Here is a 19687-nt window from a genome sequence, read left to right as displayed (position 1 = left end):
TCACCCTATTCCGCAGGCAGCGTGATACAATAAGGAGGATTGCATTGGATTTCTATTGGTATCCTAAGTGCAGCACGTGCAGAAAGGCAAAAACATGGCTTGAAGAGCACGGGCATGAATTAAATACAATACATATTTCTGAAAATCCTCCGGGAAAGGAAGAGCTTAAGAACCTTTACGCCAAGAGTGGTCTGGAACTTAAGAAATTCTTTAATACAAGCGGCCAGAAGTATAGAGAGCTTGGACTTAAGGACCGCTTAAGCAGCATGTCCGAGGATGAAATATTTTCTGTGCTGTCATCAGATGGTATGCTTATCAAAAGGCCGATTGTATCTGACGGACAGAACGTCACACTTGGCTTCAAAGAAAATGAGTTTGAGCAGGTGTGGAAATAAGATGATATGCAGACAGCGCAGCAGAAGAACTGTCCATTTTTAAAGGGGTTCGGAAGGATGCGCAGCTTCGCTAAAGCTCAGCAGCTAATGGCGGACAAATTTTTTATACGAAGAAGAGACTCTGTCTTTTCCATTAACAATTGACTCATGGAGGGAATAAAATGACGACACCAAACGATCTTCGTTATTCTGAGGAACATGAATGGGTAAAGGTTGAAGGCGATAAAGTACGAGTGGGGATTACACATTTTGCACAATCTGAGCTTGGGGATATCGTGTTTGTAGAGCTTCCTGAAGCAGGTACTGAAATTAAAGCAGATGAGCCTTTCGGTTCTGTAGAATCTGTTAAAACGGTTTCCGAGCTTTATGCACCAATCAGCGGAAAAGTAGTAGAAGTGAATGAAGACCTTGATGATAATCCTGAATATGTAAATGATTCTCCATATGAAAAAGCTTGGATGATCGTAATAGAGCCTGCAGATTCAAGTGAAATCGAAGGTCTCATGACGGCAGAGCAATACACAGAAATGACCAACGAAGACTAATTTAACCAGCATTTCAAAAATCAAGTTAGGCCATCCTATATAGGAAAAGGAGGGCTTAATTTGACTTTGAAAAAACAGCGTATCGATGTGACAGATCGAATAACAGGCAAGTTTGAAAATGGAGAAATGAATTTATATTTGCAGCACGAACACATTGGCAAAATGACGTATGGTGACAACGGCAGCCGCTTTGAATTGAAAAAAGGGATTGAGGCATCACAAAACCGTTTTTTTCAAATGGCAGACGTTACACAGGAACCCGATCAGAAATATGTGGATTGCGATGATGAGAACGGCTGGTGTTAAGCATAAGGCAGTGGAGCCGTCCACTGCCTTATATGCTTTAGCAGCAGGCAGGCGCCGGTCTTTTGCATAGACCCTGTATCCTCCCGGCAGGAAACAACACAAGGAAAAGAGAATAAACTAAAGAAAGACAAAATGAACAGGTGATGGTCATGTCAGAGGCTGCTAAAATCATTATTGTTGAAGGGAAATCCGACAAGAAAAAAATACAGGCAGTCATTAACGAGCCTATAGAAATTATATGTACGAATGGAACAATCAGTCTCACCAAAATGGATGAACTAATTGATGAGTATTTTGAAAATGATGTGTATATATTGGTGGATACGGACGAAGCAGGAGAAAAACTGAGAAAACAATTTGTAAGAGAATTTCCGGAGGCTTCGCATTTATACATTGATAAAATGTATAAAGAAGTAGCTTCAGCACCAGAGCATCATATTGCTTCCGTACTGCTGAGTGCAAATATTGATGTTCAGGCGAAATATTTATAGCAGGGAGTTCTGGTTTTATCATGATTGAAGTAAATGAAAAGCAACTGTCTTCATTGATTGAAGAAGATCGCTTAATCTTGTATCTTTATACTCCTTTTTGCGGAACTTGCCAGCTCGCAAAAAGGATGCTTACGGTAGTGGATGAAACGGTACCGGAAACAGATATCCATATGGCAAATTTAAATTATTTGCCGGGATTCCCTGAACGCTGGGAAGTAGAGAGTGTTCCGTGCCTGCTTATTTTTGAAAAAGGGAAGCTTCACACTAAGCAGTACGCCTTTCAATCAGTGGAATTTTTATATAAGCTTATTAAACAGAACGGCGCATAACGCGGCGTTTCTATTCTATATATCCGTGTTATTTCCCCCGTAATCTCCATATTTCTCGGGAAATAAACAAGAGTCCGGCTGCAACGGCGGGAAGAGGGAGAAAATTATTTAAAGGTTTTACATTGACACACCCTTTTCCCCGTGATAAAATCACTGTCAGATCTGAAATATTTTTAAAATTTAAAACCATCATAATTTAATAATAGATTGTTCTCTTATAAAGAGAGGTGGAGGGAAGTGCCCTATGAAGCCCGGCAACCGTCAGTTTTATGACTGAAATTGGTGCCAATTCACTCAAAATGCGCTGCATTTTGAAAGATGAGAGAAAGGTAACCTTACGTTTAATGCCTTTCTGCTTGTCTACGCAGAAAGGCATTTTCTGTTTCAGATCGATGGAGAAAGAAGGTGGGAGCATGATCACATTAACAAACGTATCTAAAATTTATTCCGTCAAATCTGGAAACATCAAAGCTGTAGATAAGGTGAACCTCGAAGTGGAAAAAGGAGAAATCTTCGGGATCATCGGATACAGCGGTGCAGGAAAAAGCTCGCTCATCCGGCTCCTTAATGGGCTGGAAACACCGACAGAAGGCAGCATCGAAGTAGCGGGTAATAGAATTGGAGTTATTAAGGGGAGAAAGCTCCGAAAGGCAAGACAGAAAATCAGCATGATATTCCAGCACTTTAATCTTTTATGGTCCAGGACTGTAAGTGAGAACATAGCGTTCCCGCTTGAAATAGCAGGCTTCCCTGCAGCTGAAAGAAAAGAACGTGTTAAAGAGTTAATCCGGCTGGTCGGATTAGAGGGAAGGGAAAATGCTTACCCGGCCCAGCTCAGCGGCGGCCAAAAGCAGCGTGTAGGCATTGCCAGAGCGCTTGCCAATAACCCAAAAGTTCTTCTTTGTGATGAAGCAACCTCAGCCCTTGATCCGCAGACGACCGATTCAATCCTCGAGCTTCTCGTCGATATCAATCAAAGGCTTGGACTGACAATCGTCCTTATCACCCATGAAATGCATGTAATACGCAAGATCTGCCATAAAGTAGCTGTGATGGAGGAAGGTAAGATTGTGGAGGAGGGAGAGGTGCTTACTGTCTTCAGAAAGCCTCAGGCACCAATCACAAAACGATTTGTCCAGCAGGTGACAGAGCCTGAAGAAACAAGGGAGACCATCGCTCATCTCATTGATTCCTACCCTACCGGCCGGATTGTCCAGCTCACCTTTGTAGGGGATTCTACAGAGCAGCCGGTCGTTACCGGGTTAATCAAAAATTACGACGTGAAGGTGAATATTCTTCAAGGAAAGATCTCGCAAACACAAAGCGGGGCATATGGAGCCCTGTTTCTCTACATAGATGGAGAAGAAACAGAAATGGATCGCGCTTTGCAATTTTTATATGATCATCATGTAGAAGTGGAGGTAGTTGCCCATGCTTGAGCAATTATTTCCGGAAGTCAAATGGGAAAATGTTTGGGAAGCAACTTTTGAAACGCTTTATATGACGGGAATTTCCGTGCTCGTTACGTTTATTCTGGGAATAATCCTTGGCTTGCTTTTATTCCTCACATCAAAAGGGAACATATGGGAAAACAGATTCGTGAATTTCATCATATCAGCTACTGTGAACGTGTTCCGATCCATCCCTTTTATCCTTTTAATCATCTTGCTGATTCCATTTACAAAGGCTTTGGTGGGATCGATGCTCGGAGCAGAAGCAGCACTTCCAGCTTTAATTATAGGAGCAGCTCCATTCTACGCAAGAATGGTTGAAATTGGATTGCGGGAAATTGATAAAGGGGTCATTGAAGCAGCAAAATCTATGGGAGCTTCCACTTTTACAATTATTACAAAAGTTCTGCTTCCCGAATCGATGCCAGCCCTCGCTTCAGGTATTACCGTGACGGCAATCGCTTTAGTCGGCTACTCGGCTATGGCTGGAGTCATCGGTGCAGGGGGGCTGGGGGACCTTGCTTATCTGGAAGGCTTTCAGCGAAGCAACAGCCAAGTCACGTTAGTGGCCACCGTATTGATATTGATTATTGTATTTATCATCCAATTTATTGGAGATCAAATAACTAAAAGAATAGACAAACGCTAGGGGGAATTTTTAATGAAAAAATTATTATTAAGCTCAGTATTTGCAGTATCCGCTTTTGCTTTAGCGGCCTGCGGCACAGCCGGTTCCGGAGAAGCAGGCAGCAGTGAGAGCAGCAAGCTCATCGTTGGTGCGTCTAACGTTCCGCATGCAGAAATTTTGGAAGAGGCAAAGCCTTTGCTTGAAGAACAAGGTGTAGAGCTTGAAATTAAAACCTTCCAGGACTACATCCTGCCTAACAAATCGCTTGCAGGAGAAGAGCTGGATGCGAACTACTTCCAGCACATCCCGTATCTTGAATCCCAAATGGCAGAAAATGAAGACTATGACTTTGTTAATGCAGGCGGGATCCACATTGAACCAATCGGTGTTTACTCAAAAAAATACAAATCACTTGAAGAGCTTCCAGAGGGTGCAACGATCATCATGAGCAATTCAGTAGCAGACCACGGCCGCATCCTTACTATGCTTGAAAGCGAAGGGTTAATTAAGCTGAAAGAGGGAGTGGAAAAGACGACGGCAACTGTTGAAGATATTGCAGAAAACAGCAAAGACATCCAATTCAAAGCAGACGTTGAAGCCAGCCTTCTTCCGCAAATCTACAACAATGATGAAGGGGATGCAGTTCTAATCAATACGAACTATGCGATTGACGCCGGACTTAGCCCGCAAAACGATGCGATTGCACTTGAAGGCGCTGACTCTCCATATGTTAACATCATCGCTGTCAACAAAGGGGATGAAGGTAAAAAAGAAGTAAAAGCGCTTGTAGAAGTTCTTCACTCAGAAGAAATTCAAAAGTTCATCGAAGAAAAATACGAGGGTGCAGTTGTACCGGTAGATAAGTAAAAACGAAAAAGAGCCCCATTTGGAGCTCTTTTTTACTATCTGAAAACAGACCATTCAAGCCCGGTCTCCGATTGAAACGAGGTCAGAACTGAGTGTGCATGTCTTATATGTTTCGTGGCATACTAACTCTGACATTTATAAATGGGAGTGGAATAGGATGGAACATATGGAGCCGCGCAACTCAACAGAAGCCGCCCTGCACCAGTATAAGATGGGTCTGGGAGCCTTTACTCAAAAAATGCCCGACCTTGCACATCAGTATAATGCATTCACGGAAGCATGTTTTCAGGCAGGGGAGCTCTCCCAAAAGGACAAGCAGCTGATTGCTCTCGGAATCAGTCTATATTCACAGGATGAATATTGCATCATCTATCATACAAAGGGCTGCCTCGATCAGGGAGCAAGTGAAAAGGAAATTCTGGAGGCAATTGGCGTAACTGCAGCGTTTGGCGGCGGTGCAGCGATGAGCCAGGCAGTGACCCTTGTTCAGGAATGTATGACTGAGCTTAATCAGCTTAAACAATAAGACGATGGTGAAAAGAGCCCGGATTTTCGGCTCTTTTTTTAGCTTTGTTAAAGGGTGGTGCAGATTTTAACGGCTGTTGATTGGAGCGGAAGGCGCAAGATTTTATGCTTGAAAGCAGCGGGTGAGGTGAGACACGGCAGCCGCGAAGCTAGGAGGAGGGTCAAAGCCCTAAGTGAACGCCTGCAGGCTGCAATTAACAGCTATGTTTTACAGAGCACTTTAATAAAAAATTTATCCTCTCTGGCGAGAAGACCCCCACTTCCTACGTAGTGTAAAGTGGGGGATGAATTGCTTTTTCACTTGAATAAAAGAACGTCAGTTCCCTATAATAGACAGAGGGGGTGAACTGTTTTGAAAACACACAAAGCCTATAAGTTTCGGATCTATCCAGACAAAGAACAGGAAATTCTTATCAACAAAACGATCGGGTGCTCCCGCTACGTGTTCAATCATTTTCTTCGGAAATGGGAGGACGCCTATCAATCGACTCAAAGAGGGCTCACGTATAACACCTGTTCCGCGTTGCTTACCGTATTGAAAAAAGAGCTGCTTTGGCTGAAAGAGGTCGACAGCGTCTCCCTCCAGTCGTCGCTGAAAAATTTAGCGGACGCTTACACCCGTTACTTTAAAAAACAAAACGAAAAGCCCATTTTTAAGTCAAAGAATAACCCAGTCCAGTCCTACACCACGAAACAAACGAACGGCAACATCGCCATCGTCGGTAAAAAGATCAAACTCCCGAAGCTCGGGGCTGTGACATTTGCCAAAAGCCGCGAGGTCGAAGGCCGCATCCTCAGTGCGACCGTGAGGCGAAGCCCGAGCGGCAAATACTTTGTTTCGCTTCTAGCCGAGACGGAAGTCGCCGAGCTGCAAAAGGCAGACTCTTCAGTTGGCATCGATGTTGGGTTAAAGAGTTTCGCCGTCCTCTCAAACGGGACGATTTACCAAAACCCAAGGTTTTTTCGAAACCTCGAAGAAAAGCTCGCCAAAGCACAGCGTGTCTTGTCCCGCAGAACCTTCGGTTCAAGTAACTGGAAAAAGCAAAAGACGAAAGTTGCCCTTATCCACGAACGCATCGTGAACGCACGAAACGATTATCTTCATAAGATTTCGACCGAGATCGTCAAAAACCACGACGTGATTGGCATCGAAGACTTAATAGTGAAAAATATGATTCAAAACCGTAAACTCGCAAAAGCGATCAGCGAAGCGAGCTGGTCCGAGTTTCGTTCAATGCTCGAATACAAAGCCAAATGGTACGGCAAACAGGTCATCGCTGTCGGAAAAAGTTTCCCGTCGAGCCAGCTCTGTTCCCATTGCGGCTATCGCCACAAAGAAGTAAACAGTCTCGCCTTGCGAACGTGGGACTGTCCGTCGTGCGGCATACGCCACGACCGTGATGCAAATGCGAGCCAAAATATTCTGACCGAAGCCTTGAGGCTTCTAACCGCAGGGACTGCGGGGATCGCCTAATCAATAACGGGCGGATACGCCCGTGTTCTTAGGAATCCCCCACTTCAAATTTTAAATTAAGTGGGGGCAGTTCAAAAGCACTGTCTAAAACGAAGCATTTGCAAGCAAAACTGCCAATAGAGGTTTAGGGTTTCGCTAATCAGGCTAACTCATAAGTGAAAGGATTTTACAGCCTCTCAGCCGCATTGGAAATAAAACAGCAGTTTGGTATGATGAAACTGTTGAAAAAACCGAAAGGATGATTCATTATTCTTACTCAGCAAAAGCTGGAATTGGAACATACGGCCGAAATGGAAAAAGCAATGCATCAGGCACATGGTATGAGTTATGCAGAATATGGCCGTAAACTTGATAATCGTCTTAAAGTTGAACAGGAACGTGAAAAAAGCTATCGTGAAAGTATGAGAATGGCCGCAGCCCATAATCGGAAAGCACATCAATAATAGAATGAAAAGCTGGCCGTGAATGCACGGCCCTTTTTTTGTTGAGTTCGGTTTTTTGCTGATATAATGGTATGATTGGGTCACCGGGCGCTTGTGTAAGAAGGTTTCCTTTCTGAAAAGCTGCCTGATCTACATAAAGAATATGGAACTGTGTAACGGTTGTATTCAGATTTCATTTGTTATAAGATTAGAATGAGAATAAAATGAGAATCATTTGTTTTTAAAACTGCTGGAAAGAAGGGCAGTGACCTGCCGCGCGTCTTGAACGTTTTCCGCATTTCCGCGCTTCTGCACGGGTTTGCAGGGAGGTCCACAGCCGGCGTCACAAGCTGTTCTTTACGCATAAAATCCGTTATCGATGGAGGTAGTAACATGTCAGGTTCAACTTTAACTATTAAGGATTTACACGTTGAGATCGACGGGAAAGAAATTCTGAAAGGGGTCAACCTTGAAGTCAAGAGCGGGGAATTCCATGCAATTATGGGACCGAACGGAACGGGTAAATCCACTCTTTCTTCTGCTATTATGGGACATCCTAAGTACGAAGTAACAAAAGGCAGCATCACGTTTGACGGTGAAGATGTTCTGGAAATGGAAGTAGATGAGCGCGCACGCGCAGGACTGTTCCTCGCCATGCAATACCCAAGCGAAATCAGCGGTGTTACAAATGCTGACTTCCTTCGTTCTTCTATTAACGCACGCCGTGAAGAAGGACAAGAAATTTCTCTAATGAAATTCATCCGCAAAATGGATGAAAACATGGAATACCTTGAAATGGATCCAGATATGGCTCAGCGTTATCTGAATGAAGGGTTTTCCGGCGGGGAGAAAAAGCGCAATGAAATCCTTCAGCTGATGATGATTGAACCGAAAATCGCGATCCTTGATGAAATAGACTCAGGTTTGGATATTGATGCTCTTAAGGTCGTTTCCAAAGGAATCAACCAAATGCGCAACGAAAACTTCGGATGCCTGATCATTACCCACTATCAGCGCCTTCTTAACTACATTACACCGGATAAGGTTCATGTAATGATGCAGGGACGCGTAGTGAAATCCGGCGGACCTGAGCTTGCTCAGCGTCTTGAAGCGGAAGGCTATGAGTGGATCAAAGAAGAACTTGGGATCGAAGACGAAACTGTCGGACAAGAAGCGTAAGCGTTAGGAGGGCTCAATTTGGAAACGCAAATCAAATTCGATAAAGATTATGTAGCCGGCTTTTCTGCTAAGAACGGCGAACCGGATTGGATGAAGAACCTTCGCTTGCAGGCGATGGAGAAGTCCGAAGACCTTCCGATGCCAAAACCGGATAAAACGAATATTAAGAACTGGAACTTCACAGAGTTTACCCGGCATACCGTTGACAGCCAGGCGTATACATCTCTTGATGAACTGGATGAAGCGGTTAAAATCCTTGTAGATTCTGAAGACCAGGACCAGACCCTTTACATTCAGCGAGATCATACTCCAGCCTATGTTTCGCTGTCAGAAGAAGCAAAAGCAAACGGAGTGATCGTGGCGGATATTTTCACAGCCGTTAAGGAGCACGGCAGCCTTGTTCAGAAATATTTCATGCAGGACGGGGTAAAGACGGATGAGCATAAGCTCACGGCTTTGCACGCAGCCCTTTTAAATGGAGGTACATTTGTCTATGTACCAAAAAACGTGGAGTTAAAAGCACCTCTTCAAGCGGTTTTTATCCACGAAAAAGCGAATGCTGTCTTTAATCATGTGCTAGTCGTTGCGGAAGATAACAGCTCTGTAACATATGTTGAGAATTATATTTCTGTTGGTGAGGAAGAAGCGATTTTCAATATCGTGACAGAAGTAATTGCCAATACCAATTCCCGCGTAACATACGGGGCAGTAGACACCCTTTCAAAAAATGTTACTTCCTATGTAAATCGCCGTGGTGTAGCTGGCCGGGATGCCCGGATCGAGTGGGCTCTAGGCATGATGAACGACGGAAATACGGTTTCAGAAAACGTAACCAATCTTGTAGGGGACGGATCTTTTGGGGACACCAAAACTGTCGTAGTAGGACGGGGAGAACAATCCCAGAACTTTACGACAAAGGTCGTTCACTTCGGAAAACACTCTGAAGGCTACATTTTAAAACACGGTGTGATGAAAGACAGTGCCACTTCCATTTTTAACGGTATCGGAAAAATTGAGCTTGGCGCTTCTAAATCCAATGCAGAGCAGGAATCCCGTGTGCTGATGCTTAGCGAAAAAGCCCGCGGAGATGCCAACCCGATCCTGTTAATTGATGAAGACGATGTAACAGCCGGACATGCTGCTTCCGTTGGCCGTGTGGATCCGATCCAGCTATTCTATCTGATGAGCAGGGGGATATCACAGGCTGAAGCAGAACGTCTTGTTATTTTTGGCTTCCTTGATCCGGTGGTAAGGAAGATGCCGGTTGAGGGTGTTAAAAAACAGCTTGTTGAAGTGATTGAAAGGAAAGTAAGATAATGGATATTCAATCCATCCAAAAACAGTTTCCGATTCTTGACCAGAAAGTCAACGGAAGGGATCTTGTTTATCTGGACAGCGCAGCGACTTCTCAAAAGCCGCTCGCAGTGATTGAAGCATTGACAGCTTACTATCGGGAATATAACTCAAATGTGCACCGCGGTGTTCATACCCTCGGGACAAAAGCAACCGACGGATATGAAGGAGCCAGAGAAAAGGTCCGCAAATTCATAAATGCATCCTCATCTGAAGAGGTAATCTTCACTAGAGGAGCTACAACTGCAATAAACATTGTTGCCTTAAGTTATGCCCGCGAGAATTTAAAAGAGGGCGATGAAATCGTCATTACCCATATGGAGCACCATGCGAACGTGATTCCATGGCAGCAGGCAGCCAAAGCGACGGGCGCCCAATTGAAGTATATTCCCCTTCAGGAGGATGGAACCATCTCTTTGGAAGATGCTGAGAACACGATTACGGAAAATACGAAAATCGTCTCTGTTATGCAGGTTTCAAACGTTTTGGGCACAATAAATCCTGTAAAAGAGATTGGTTCGATTGCCCACAGGCACGGTGCTGTTATGGTTGTGGATGGAGCGCAGAGCACTCCGCATATGCGTGTGGATGTTCAGGATTTGAACTGTGATTTCTTTGCTTTCTCAGCTCATAAAATGTGCGGACCCACCGGCACGGGAGTTCTTTATGGGAAAAAGGCACTTCTTGAAAACATGGAACCAGCCGAATTCGGCGGTGAAATGATTGATTTCGTCGGTTTGTATGAATCGACTTGGAAAGAGCTTCCCTGGAAGTTTGAAGCAGGTACGCCGATCATTGCGGGAGCCATCGGTTTAGGGGCGGCTATTGATTTTCTGGAAGACGTCGGTCTTGACAGCATTCTTGAACATGAGCATAAGCTTGCTGCCTATGCGATGGAGAAGATGAGCGATATTGAGGGAATTACGATTTATGGACCTAAAGAGCGTGCAGGTCTGGTTACCTTTAATATTGAGGATGTCCATCCTCATGATGTGGCTACCGTTTTGGATGCCGAGGGAATCGCAGTCCGCGCGGGGCATCACTGTGCACAGCCGCTTATGAAGTGGCTGAATGTTTCAGCGACTGCCCGGGCGAGCTTCTATCTCTATAACACGGAGGAAGACATTGATCAGCTCGTCAGCGGGCTCATCAAAACGAAGGAGTACTTCACAAATGTCTTTTAACAACCAAAATCTTGATACACTGTACCGCCAAGTGATCATGGATCATTATAAAAACCCCCGCAATAAAGGCTCTCTTGAGGATAGCCTGACCGTGGATATGAACAATCCAACCTGCGGGGACCGGATTCACCTGACCATGAAGATTGAAGACGGAAAAGTCGCAGATGCGAAGTTTGATGGCGAAGGATGCTCCATATCCATGGCTTCCGCCTCCATGATGACCCAGGCAATCAAGGGTCAGGATATTGAAACGGCTTTAAAACTGTCAGAAATCTTTTCAGATATGATGCAAGGAAATGAATACGATGATACGATAGACTTAGGGGATATCGAAGCTCTGCAAGGAGTATCCAAATTCCCGGCCCGCATAAAATGTGCGACGCTCTCATGGAAAGCGATGGAAAAAGGTGTTCAAAGCCAAGGGCAGTGACATTTATTATAAAATCTGAAAAAAGGAGTGAAGACGGATGGCTAAAAAAATGCCTGATATTGGGGATTACAAATACGGCTTTTCTGATAAAGACGTCTCCATCTTCCGTTCAAAGCGCGGTTTAACGAAAGAAATCGTCGAAGAAATTTCGCGCATGAAGGAAGAGCCTCAGTGGATGCTTGATTTCCGTTTAAAATCACTTGAACATTTTTACAATATGCCGATGCCTCAATGGGGCGGAGATTTAAATGCCCTTAATTTTGATGAAATTACGTACTATGTAAAACCATCAGAAAAATCTGAGCGTTCGTGGGATGAAGTCCCTGAGGAAATCAAGCGGACTTTTGATAAGCTCGGGATTCCTGAAGCTGAGCAAAAATACCTTGCCGGTGTTTCTGCGCAGTACGAATCTGAGGTTGTATACCACAACATGAAGGAAGACCTTGAAGAAATGGGAATCGTATTTAAGGATACGGACAGTGCTTTGAAAGAAAATGAAGATATTTTCCGCGAGCACTGGGGCAAAGTAATTCCTCCTACCGACAACAAGTTTTCAGCATTAAACTCTGCGGTTTGGTCGGGCGGATCTTTCATTTATGTTCCAAAAGGAGTAAAGGTGGATACACCGCTTCAGGCGTATTTCCGCATCAACTCCGAAAATATGGGTCAATTTGAAAGAACGCTGATTATCGTTGACGAAGGTGCACATGTTCATTACGTAGAAGGCTGTACAGCACCGGTATACACAACCAATTCCCTTCACAGTGCGGTTGTTGAAATAATTGTTAAGAAAGGCGGCTACTGCCGTTATACAACGATTCAAAACTGGGCAAACAACGTCTTCAACCTTGTTACAAAGCGCGCTGTTTGCGACGCACAGGCAACCATGGAATGGATCGATGGTAACATCGGCTCCAAGCTGACTATGAAGTATCCAGCCGTGGTTCTTAAAGGGGAAGGCGCACGCGGAATGACTCTTTCCATTGCACTTGCAGGAAAAGGACAGCACCAGGATGCCGGAGCAAAAATGATCCACCTTGCACCGAATACGTCATCCACCATTGTATCGAAGTCCATTTCCAAGCAGGGCGGAAAAGTAACCTATCGTGGTATCGTTCATTTTGGACGCAAAGCGGAAGGCGCCCGTTCCAACATCGAGTGCGATACTCTGATTATGGATAATGAATCCACATCAGATACCATTCCTTACAATGAAATTTTGAACGACAACATTTCTTTAGAGCACGAAGCGAAAGTTTCGAAAGTATCTGAAGAGCAGCTGTTTTATCTTATGAGCCGCGGAATTTCTGAAGAAGAAGCAACTGAAATGATCGTAATGGGCTTCATCGAGCCATTTACAAAAGAACTTCCAATGGAATATGCCGTTGAAATGAACCGTCTGATTAAGTTCGAGATGGAAGGTTCGATCGGTTAATGATTCAAAAGCCCTGATATAGTGGATATATCAGGGCTTTTTGTATGGAAATATTATCAGGAATCAGGTAAGGAAAATTACTTAGCCGGGCCCGTCATGCAGCCTTCTGATTTAGTGAAAATTTCAAAAAAGAAAGGGTTATTTGATGAACAGGATTTTTCCTTTAGGAATGATTGCAGCAATGTTTTTTCTTACATGTGCAGTGCTTACAGGGTATACAAATAAGAATGTTGATGCTGAATCTAAGTCCCAAAAACAACAATGTCCGGCCAATCATCATTTTGCCAAGCTTGAAAAAAAATATGATGCCAAACTCGGTGTATTTGCGGTGGATACCGGTTCAAACGAAACTGTAAGCTATCAGCCTGATGAGCGTTTTGCTTATACATCTACTCATAAGGCTCTGGCCGTTGGGGCGCTTTTGCAGCAGAATTCAATAGAAGACCTTGACCAAACCATCCTCTATTCCCAGCAGGATCTTGTCCCTTACAGTCCGATTACAGAAAAATATGCTGATAAAGGAATGACCCTCAAGGAGCTTTCCGATGCTTCCCTTCGTTACAGTGACAACACGGCTGGGAATCTTATTCTTAAACAGCTGGGAGGACCGGCTGGGTTTAAAAAAGCGTTAGAGGGGATCGGTGATGATGTTACCAACCCTCAGCGTTATGAGCCCTACCTAAATGAAGTCAATCCAGGAGAAACTCATGATACCAGTACAGCGCGCGCACTAGCATCGAGTCTTCAGGCTTATGCACTAGGAGATGTATTGCCAGCTGATAAAAGGGAATTACTAGTGGATTGGATGAAGAATAACACGACTGGAGATGAGTTAATTCGTGCGGGTGTCCCAAAAGGCTGGGAAGTGGCTGATAAAACAGGCGGGGGATCATACGGTACGAGAAATGACATAGCCGTCATATGGCCGCCAAAAGGGGATCCGATTGTTCTTGCTGTTCTTTCAAACAGGGATGAAAAAGATGCGGAATATAACGACAAGCTTATTGCCGATGCGGCAAAAGAAGTAATGAAGGTCTTTAAAGCAAAGGCCGATAAAAAAGAATAAAAAGTCACGATCACAAAAACAGGGAAACGGATACCAGCGTTTCCCTGTTTTTGTTTGGGCAGATGGAAGCAGAAGGGCAGCTTTCCATGGGGAAGGGATATTCCCGCAACCGCAATGGGATGAAGAAGCTTAGGACCCGCCCGGTGAGAGAGAAGATTCTTTCAGGACAGCCCTCATTTTTAACGCGTTAAATCATCCATTTATCATCTTATCCGAATCATCCGGACCCGGAGTCTCACCGCTGATCTTCATTCCTGTATAAACAAAGGCAATCATTATAATAACCGTAAAAACCCAACCGTAAATCTTCATGAAGAAAAGAATTTTATCGTATTGGGCAATGCCGTAAAGGTTGAGCAGGAATGCCCTGAGAGCAGCATTGAGGAAGTTTTGTACAGCGAATACAAAGCTCAATAGGTAAAAGAGAGGCAGCAATTTCGGCCGATTATAAAGCTTCAGGCTGTCTTCTCGTTTTTGTCCCTGGAGAAAGGCAATATCCGCCATTAAATACAGCCCGAACGGTTTTTTTATTGCGATGGAAGCCATCCAGAACAAGCCGAAGCCGATTGATACCCATACATTATTATGCTGCATTCTTTCTGCATTCTGAGAGAGAAGGTCAATAATCGTGTTGATGCTCAAGGAAGCCATGATAAATAGTCCGGTTACATTAAACTGCTTCTCAGAGAAAAAGCGGTATATGGTATAAAGAATACCTGGCACAGTGGAAAGAAGCATGGCGTAATAAAATCCAAGCGGTTCTTTTCCATACTCCCAGATCGCATATGGCAATATTAGATAAAAGAGAATATCCGATATGATCAGGTATTTTTTCACGTTCTCCCTCCTATCTCAATAGTATATCACGTCCTTTCTCTCAAATCGCCGGGAACTTGGCCGTCTATTTTGTGACCGGATCGTTACAGCTCAGGGATTTTGTTTATAGGGGGCTTCATTTGATATAATAATGAAATGATAGGATGCAGGAAGGGGAAAAGCGATGATTCAAATTGGTGTAACGGGCTGGGGTGATCACGATTCCATCTATCCGGATGGGATAAAGCCTGCTGATAAGCTAAAGGAATACAGCGCTTATTTTCCTGCAGTCGAAATTGATGCCAGTTTTTACGCTGTGCAGCCTGAGCGGAATATGAAGAAGTGGGCTGAAGATACCCCGGAGGGATTTCAATTTATTGTCAAAGCCTATCAGGGGATGACAGGGCATGAAAGGGGAGAGATTCCCTTTGAAACAAAAGAAGAGATGTTCGAGGCCTTTATCCGTTCCTTGTGTCCCTTAAAGGCTGCGGGTAAGCTCGCCATGGTTCTTTTTCAATTTCCGCCATGGTTTGATTGTAAAAAGGAAAACGTGGAATACTTGCGCTGGTGCAAGCAGCGTATGAATGATATCCCCTGTGCTTTAGAGTTCAGGAACCAGTCCTGGTTTAAGGCGGATGTGAAAGAGCGTACGTTAGATTTTATGAGGAGTGAAGGCTGGATCCACAGCATTTGCGATGAGCCCCAGGCAGGGGAGGGATCCATTCCGGCCATACCGGTGCCTACAGATTCTATTAAAACGCTGGTCCGGTTTCACGGAAGAAATGTCCATGGCTGGAACAAAACCGGAAGTGGTGAAGAATGGAGAGAGGTCCGCTACTTGTATCTTTATAGCCGGGAAGAATTAGAAGAATGGGCAGAAAAACTGAAAGAGCTGGAACAGGATTCACAGGAAATCTTCGTGCTTTTCAATAATAATTCAGGCGGGGATGCAGCAGGCAATGCTTTGGATTTGATCGGAATACTCGGGATCCGTTATGATAATCTTTCGTCCAGGCAGCTGAATTTGCTGGACTTTGAATAGAAGAGGAAGAAGGAATACGCTATGGAATGGGCAGTGTTGGTTTTACTTGGTTTAGCAGCAGGAACGCTCGGCAGTCTCGTAGGATTGGGAGGAGGGATCATTATCGTCCCGGCTCTTCTTTTTCTATCGGGCTTTCTAGCAGAAGTTACACCGCAGGAAGCAGTGGGGACATCGCTGTTTGTGCTGATTTTCACGGGTCTATCCTCCACTCTGGCCTATATGAAATACAAAAGAGTGGATTACAAAAGCGGCTGGATTCTTTTTCTCGGCAGCGGTCCCGGGAGTCTCGCCGGTGCATGGGTTAACCGCTCTTTTTCAGCAGATTCTTTTTCCTTATGGTTTGGGATCTTCATGATTGCTATGGCCGCGGTTCTTATGATTAAGGTGAGAGAGGTCAAGGCGTCAGACCGGGCTGCTGTAAAGGGGATTGAACGGATCTACATAGATGAAGCAGGAAAAGAAATCCGCTATTCCTATCATCCTTTGGCGGGCATTTTTGCTGCCTTCGGAGTTGGCTTCCTTGGCGGGCTGTTTGGCATTGGCGGAGGATCACTCATGGTGCCTGTTATGGTTATGCTTTTTTTATTTCCCCCTCATGTGGCAGTCGGTACGTCCATGTTTATTATTTTCCTCTCTTCCATTGCGAGTTCAGGGATTCATGCTTTTATGGGAAATGTAAACTGGCTGTATGCGCTGGCTTTAATCCCCGGTGCATATGGAGGGGGCAAGCTTGGCGCGTATATTAATAACAAACTTAAGAGCAAAACCATTCTTGTATTGCTCAGAATTGTCCTCGTCATTGTAGGAGTCCGTTTAATCTGGCAAGGAATCAGTTAAGAGGCTGAAGGAGAGAAATAAATGAAGAAGCTGCATATTTATCATACGAATGACCTTCACAGCCATTTTGAGAATTGGCCCCGGATTGCTCATTATGTAAAATCCGGCAGAAAGAAGCATGATCAGGACGGCGAATACAGTTTACTGTTTGATATAGGAGATCATGTTGACCGTTTTCATCCGATCAGTGAAGCTTCCTATGGCAGCAAGAACATCGAGATGATGAATGACTTAGGTTACGATGCTGCAACAATCGGGAACAATGAAGGAATTACACTGCCATATGATTCTCTTGATCAGCTCTATGAGCAGGCCAAATTTCCGGTCATTCTTTCCAACCTGTTTTACAAAGACGGCTCCCGCCCTGAGTGGGCCAAGCCATATGAGATCCTGACCATGCCTGATGGCTTTAAGATTGGATTGCTTGGGGTGACGGTTAATTACAAGCCCTTTTATGAAAAACTGGGATGGTCCATAGAGGATCCATTTGACAGTCTGAAAGAGGTTCTCCCTTATGCTGCAGAGCATTCGGATTATCTTATCATCCTTTCGCACCTGGGTCTTTCTGACGATGAAAAGCTTGCAGAGCAATTTCCAGAGCTTAATCTCATTTTAGGCGCTCACACCCATCATTTACTTGAAGATGGAAAGTGGATTGGACGATCGCTGCTGTGCGGAGCAGGCAAGTATGGTGCCTATACGGGTCATGTAGAGATTGAATACGATGAAAAGTCGAAGGAGATCAGAAAGCAAACCGCTTCCGTACAATCGATGGCAGAGGGAATGAAAAGCAGCGAGGATGAGGAGAGGCTGAATGCACATTTAGCTGATAGCATCGCTTTGCTGGAGAGCCCGATTGCGGAACTTCAGGAGGAACTTACGATTCGCTGGTTTGAGGAGTCGGAATTTGCCGCCCTGCTGGCAAAGAGCCTCCATGCCTGGTGCGGCGGAGATGCATCGATGATTAATGCCGGGATGCTTCTGGAGTCTTTGCCGAAGGGACCGGTTACCAGAAAGGATTTGCACCGCATCTGTCCCCATCCGATTAATCCATGCCGGGTGGAGCTTCCGGGGGACCAGCTTCTTGAAATCATCCGCCAGGCATCCACAGAGGAAATGGAACAGCTGAAATTAAAGGGACTTGGCTTCAGGGGGACGGTTATGGGGAAAATGATATATGATGGGATATCCGTAGAATATAAGTACGGCAAGGATGGGAGTAAGCACGTTTCTTCTGTTCATATGAATGGCAAGCCTTTGAATCCTGACCGGACCTATTCTATTGCAACAGCAGATATGTTCACGCTCGGTCCATTGTATCCGGTAATGGGGCATGCAAAGAAAAAGGAATATTTTATGCCGGAATTTATGCGTGATTTGCTTGAATGGACGCTTGCAGGAGAAAACTCTCTGTAACCGGATCATTTTCCTATTCATTTCCAGCCTTTTTGCTCATAAGCTTTAAGCAGGAAGGAGTGTGGAAATGTGGTAACCATTTCGCCCGTTGTTTTAGAAGGTCATATGTTCACAGCCGTCACTGTAAAGCTCCCTAAAACAAACTTCATGGCTGTATCAAGCGATAAAGGCTATATTGCCTGCGGAGCATTAGATGTATCTCTGCTGAATCATAAGCTTAAAGACCGGGAAATTATTGCAGGCAGAGCCGTTGGAGTGCGTACGATTGAGGAACTCCTTGACGCCCCGCTTGAGTCCATTACATTTGAAGCAGCAAAATCCGGTATTTCTGAGGGAATGACAGGCAGGGAAGCGCTCCTGCTGATGCGGTAATAGAAAAATTAGTAGCGTACATCCCCCCTGGCATGCATACATATAGCATGTGAAGGGGGTATTTTTTATGGCCAAAATCCGCAGAGGTCTCCCTAAAAAAGGAGCAATGCCATTCCGTTACGTTCTGCTCTTATCTTTTATTTTTTTCATCCTCTCCACGGCAGCGGGGTTATACATTGTGAACAAGGAAATTCAGCCGGTTCTTATGAGTATCGCAGAAACGGAAACGCAAAAAATTGCTTCCCTTATCATCAATGACGCTCTGAAGAAACAGCTTGAGGAAGAGGGAGATCCAAGCAAGCTGATTCAGACAGACGTAAATAAAGAAGGAAAACTGATTGACCTGGATGCCGCCGGAGTCCGGAAAATGATGGCGAGCTATACGGACCATCTTCAAAAAAATCTCATCCTTGCTGAAAAAGGAAATCTGAAAACGTTGAACATCCCAGAGCTCGGTGATACATCCGAAAATTTCATTTACCAAATCCCGCTGGGGCAGACGACAGGTAATGTCCTGCTTGGAAATACCGGTCCCAGAATTCCAGTTCGCTTTGAGATGATTGGCCATGCCTTGACTGATTCCAAAATAATAGCGGAACCATACGGCATTAACAATGCTCTAATAAAAATAAATATACATGTAAAAGTTAACCTGCGTGTGATTATTCCATTTTCAAGCAAAAGCACAACCGTTACGGCCAATATTCCAGTAGATCTTAAATCGGTCATTGGAGACGTACCTGATTATTACAATAATGGCGGAGGCCAGGCACCATCCATTGAGCTGGATTAGCGGCCGATGAGCAGGGCATGGTCTTTTGCCTCCGATAATGGCTTTGAAAGTCCCTCTAAGCAAGTACAAAAACAGCATTTGTATTGGAGCTTTTGCAGCATGGAATGACAAATGCCTGGCCCCATATCCATTTAGGGGCCTGAACGAGGCTCTTACCGCATCGCTTCATCCATTTTTCAAAAAAATGAACTAGCCATTTTTAAGCGGACTCTTCCTAAAAAATGCAAAACTTCTTTACTAAGTCTAATTCTCTCGCTCAGGACGTCCATTGCAGAATGGAACTTTGGTTCCGATCGCCCTCCTCTGTCAGTGAGACCTGTGAACTTTCAAT

The 19687-nt window shown here is 44.6% G+C and carries 23 protein-coding genes and 1 riboswitch; of the genes, 22 read left to right on the top strand and 1 reads right to left on the bottom strand.

The window, feature by feature from the left end:
- Positions 1-38 precede the first annotated feature (38 nt).
- From ACQCV8_RS01095 to bla, 17 genes are all read left to right on the top strand, one after another.
- Positions 39-395: an arsenate reductase family protein gene (locus ACQCV8_RS01095; protein WP_426843339.1), complete on the top strand. Its 357-nt coding sequence runs from the start codon at positions 39-41 to the stop codon at positions 393-395.
- A gap of 161 nt (positions 396-556) precedes the next feature.
- A complete protein-coding gene (gcvH, locus tag ACQCV8_RS01090; RefSeq protein WP_426842696.1) occupies positions 557-940 on the top strand; it encodes a glycine cleavage system protein GcvH in 384 nt (127 codons plus the stop codon).
- Positions 941-1000: 60 nt separating this feature from the next.
- Entirely contained in the window at positions 1001-1246 is a 246-nt protein-coding gene (locus ACQCV8_RS01085) for a YusG family protein (RefSeq protein WP_426842695.1), read from the top strand.
- 149 nt (positions 1247-1395) lie between these two features.
- Positions 1396-1737, top strand: a complete 342-nt coding sequence (locus ACQCV8_RS01080) for a toprim domain-containing protein (protein ID WP_426842694.1) — start codon at positions 1396-1398, stop codon at positions 1735-1737.
- Positions 1738-1757: 20 nt separating this feature from the next.
- Positions 1758-2066, top strand: coding sequence for a thioredoxin family protein (locus tag ACQCV8_RS01075; RefSeq protein ID WP_426842693.1), 309 nt, complete (start codon positions 1758-1760; stop codon positions 2064-2066).
- Between the two features lie 212 nt (positions 2067-2278).
- Positions 2279-2391: riboswitch (SAM riboswitch) on the top strand.
- Between the two features lie 88 nt (positions 2392-2479).
- Positions 2480-3505: a methionine ABC transporter ATP-binding protein gene (locus tag ACQCV8_RS01070; protein ID WP_426842692.1), complete on the top strand. Its 1026-nt coding sequence runs from the start codon at positions 2480-2482 to the stop codon at positions 3503-3505.
- Positions 3498-4166: a methionine ABC transporter permease gene (locus ACQCV8_RS01065; RefSeq protein ID WP_426842691.1), complete on the top strand. Its 669-nt coding sequence runs from the start codon at positions 3498-3500 to the stop codon at positions 4164-4166. The genes ACQCV8_RS01070 and ACQCV8_RS01065 overlap by 8 nt, the downstream gene beginning before the upstream one ends.
- Before the next feature lie 12 nt (positions 4167-4178).
- Positions 4179-5012: a MetQ/NlpA family ABC transporter substrate-binding protein gene (locus tag ACQCV8_RS01060; protein ID WP_426842690.1), complete on the top strand. Its 834-nt coding sequence runs from the start codon at positions 4179-4181 to the stop codon at positions 5010-5012.
- Between the two features lie 157 nt (positions 5013-5169).
- The gene (locus ACQCV8_RS01055; protein ID WP_426842689.1) at positions 5170-5538 is read left to right on the top strand and encodes a carboxymuconolactone decarboxylase family protein; all 369 of its coding nucleotides are present in this window, start codon (positions 5170-5172) and stop codon (positions 5536-5538) included.
- Between the two features lie 351 nt (positions 5539-5889).
- Complete coding sequence (gene tnpB / locus ACQCV8_RS01050) at positions 5890-7011, top strand: IS200/IS605 family element RNA-guided endonuclease TnpB (protein ID WP_426842688.1); 1122 nt, start codon at positions 5890-5892, stop codon at positions 7009-7011.
- Between the two features lie 290 nt (positions 7012-7301).
- Positions 7302-7454: a hypothetical protein gene (locus tag ACQCV8_RS01045; protein WP_426842687.1), complete on the top strand. Its 153-nt coding sequence runs from the start codon at positions 7302-7304 to the stop codon at positions 7452-7454.
- A gap of 372 nt (positions 7455-7826) precedes the next feature.
- On the top strand, positions 7827-8612 hold the full coding sequence (gene sufC, locus ACQCV8_RS01040; RefSeq protein WP_426842686.1) for a Fe-S cluster assembly ATPase SufC: 786 nt from the start codon (positions 7827-7829) through the stop codon (positions 8610-8612).
- Positions 8613-8630: 18 nt separating this feature from the next.
- Entirely contained in the window at positions 8631-9929 is a 1299-nt protein-coding gene (gene sufD / locus ACQCV8_RS01035) for a Fe-S cluster assembly protein SufD (protein ID WP_426842685.1), read from the top strand.
- A complete protein-coding gene (locus ACQCV8_RS01030) occupies positions 9929-11149 on the top strand; it encodes a cysteine desulfurase (RefSeq protein WP_426842684.1) in 1221 nt (406 codons plus the stop codon). The genes sufD and ACQCV8_RS01030 overlap by 1 nt, the downstream gene beginning before the upstream one ends.
- Positions 11139-11579 carry a Fe-S cluster assembly sulfur transfer protein SufU gene (sufU, locus tag ACQCV8_RS01025; RefSeq protein WP_426842683.1) on the top strand — a complete coding sequence of 147 codons (441 nt, stop codon included), beginning with the start codon at positions 11139-11141 and terminating at the stop codon, positions 11577-11579. The genes ACQCV8_RS01030 and sufU overlap by 11 nt, the downstream gene beginning before the upstream one ends.
- A gap of 37 nt (positions 11580-11616) precedes the next feature.
- Positions 11617-13014, top strand: a complete 1398-nt coding sequence (sufB, locus tag ACQCV8_RS01020) for a Fe-S cluster assembly protein SufB (RefSeq protein ID WP_426842682.1) — start codon at positions 11617-11619, stop codon at positions 13012-13014.
- A gap of 145 nt (positions 13015-13159) precedes the next feature.
- Positions 13160-14080, top strand: a complete 921-nt coding sequence (gene bla, locus ACQCV8_RS01015) for a class A beta-lactamase (protein ID WP_426842681.1) — start codon at positions 13160-13162, stop codon at positions 14078-14080.
- 192 nt (positions 14081-14272) lie between these two features.
- On the opposite strand, the gene ACQCV8_RS01010 is transcribed toward bla, so the two are convergent.
- Complete coding sequence (locus ACQCV8_RS01010; RefSeq protein ID WP_426842680.1) at positions 14273-14917, bottom strand: VC0807 family protein; 645 nt, start codon at positions 14915-14917, stop codon at positions 14273-14275.
- A gap of 163 nt (positions 14918-15080) precedes the next feature.
- On the opposite strand from ACQCV8_RS01010, the gene ACQCV8_RS01005 reads away from it, so the two are divergent.
- The 5 genes from ACQCV8_RS01005 (at position 15081) to yunB (ending at position 19356) form a co-directional block, all read left to right on the top strand.
- Positions 15081-15938, top strand: coding sequence for a DUF72 domain-containing protein (locus tag ACQCV8_RS01005; protein WP_426842679.1), 858 nt, complete (start codon positions 15081-15083; stop codon positions 15936-15938).
- 21 nt (positions 15939-15959) lie between these two features.
- Positions 15960-16775: a sulfite exporter TauE/SafE family protein gene (locus tag ACQCV8_RS01000; protein WP_426842678.1), complete on the top strand. Its 816-nt coding sequence runs from the start codon at positions 15960-15962 to the stop codon at positions 16773-16775.
- Positions 16776-16796: 21 nt separating this feature from the next.
- Positions 16797-18191 (top strand): bifunctional metallophosphatase/5'-nucleotidase, encoded by a 1395-nt coding sequence (locus ACQCV8_RS00995; protein WP_426842677.1) that lies wholly within the window; start codon positions 16797-16799, stop codon positions 18189-18191.
- 105 nt (positions 18192-18296) lie between these two features.
- The gene (locus ACQCV8_RS00990) at positions 18297-18563 is read left to right on the top strand and encodes a YunC family protein (RefSeq protein ID WP_426843338.1); all 267 of its coding nucleotides are present in this window, start codon (positions 18297-18299) and stop codon (positions 18561-18563) included.
- A 67-nt stretch (positions 18564-18630) separates the two neighbouring features.
- Entirely contained in the window at positions 18631-19356 is a 726-nt protein-coding gene (yunB, locus tag ACQCV8_RS00985) for a sporulation protein YunB (RefSeq protein WP_426842676.1), read from the top strand.
- Positions 19357-19687: the final 331 nt, after the last annotated feature.

The sequence above is a fragment of the Metabacillus sp. 84 genome (assembly GCF_050107715.1).
In the GTDB taxonomy this organism is placed as follows: domain Bacteria; phylum Bacillota; class Bacilli; order Bacillales; family Bacillaceae; genus Metabacillus_B.
The sequence above is the reverse complement of the archived record's forward strand: the minus strand, read 5'-3'. Positions and strand labels throughout refer to the sequence as shown.